This is a genomic window from Endozoicomonas sp. SESOKO4, from assembly GCF_024606275.1.
On the sequence record NZ_JAHHPS010000428.1, the window covers coordinates 1 to 1,292 of the forward strand.

Sequence of the window (1,292 nt, forward strand, 5' to 3'; positions counted from 1 at the left end):
TCAATGGTGAGGAGGTTGATTACTATAAGTTCCATCGGGTCGGAGAGTTTGAGGCTACTCTGGCGCAAGAAGGCATTATGCATCAATTTATTGCCAAAAGTGACCGCTTTAAAAGCCTGACACCCCGTTTTGGTCAGTACCTCGTTGTACTGGAAAAGGATCTTCCCGAGCGTACCCGATGTTTCACGGACCGCCTGCAAGTGAGCGATGTTGGTGGCGAAAGAGCCGTTCTGGTCTATCACTTCAAGGCGACAAACCACTACGGTAAATACGCTCACACTCCTGAAGATACCAGCACTCCTTACGCAACTGCTGAGCAAGGTCTGTTGAATGGCATTCATGATATTGGCGTACTTAATGGCAAGTTTGGCATTATGCCAACGTCAACCATACCGTCATTTCACGCTACCGGGCGTCGTTGGGTGTTCCTCAGTCCGTTGTTGGGGAACTCGGATTATTTTGCCTTTCCATTACCCGGAGATTTTGAAGGCTGGATCGAAGCCATTGAGCGTCCCGATTTTGGTTGGGATGGTTTGCGGGATTGGGGTGATGTTGAGTTTTATGGCTCCATGAAAAGCGGCCTTGGTTTTACAGACTCTAAAACCTGGGGTTATACCCCAGAGGTTTTACAGCGGTTGAGTTTTGCCAATGCCATGTGTGAAAACCTGCTGGCAGCTGTGTTGTTAAGATCACGTTTGCGTCGGGACTCTGCGGATTATCATTATCAAATTGACCAGTCAGTGAAAGAGACAGAAAACTTCATTGAACAGCTACTGAACGAATACCTGTCGGGTCTGTTTGCAAAAGAAAAAGAATTACAGCCCAAGCCAAGATTGCAAAAATTTATGCAGCTTGACGATGCTAAATATCTTTCATGGTTGACTCGCACGGCTCAGGAGATCCTGTACTGGACGGCTCTGCAACCTGATGAGGTCAAAGCCTCTTGTGCATTTACTCCTTCTGCTGAGTGCTACTCAGAACACTTAAAGCGCGAGGGAGTTCTGGATGAAATATTGTACCCGAAACCTTTGCACCGCTTGGACAGGCAGAAAAAATTTCCCAGAGACTTCCTTCGATGCAATGGTCAGTTCAATCTCGGAGCTAATAATGCTGTTTTTCCCCTGGTCAGTCTTGTTAAGGGACTTACGTTGTTTGCCGGCAATATTTTTGCATTCGCGGATCAATACGCAGAGGAGGATAATATGGAATGACGTTGATATGGCCGAGCCTGGTAAACATCTAGCAGCCTGTCGGACTTAAGGCTGTCCTACTGCGGTTGCAATAAATTGGTC

Annotated in this window: 1 protein-coding gene; it reads left to right on the forward strand. The window is 47.1% G+C overall.

The genetic code is table 11. The annotated features are described in order from the left end of the window. Positions 1-1,211 (forward strand): hypothetical protein (locus KDK16_RS08575; RefSeq protein ID WP_257275612.1); only part of this gene is annotated, 1,211 nt, incomplete at its 5' end. Positions 1,212-1,292 lie beyond the last annotated feature (81 nt).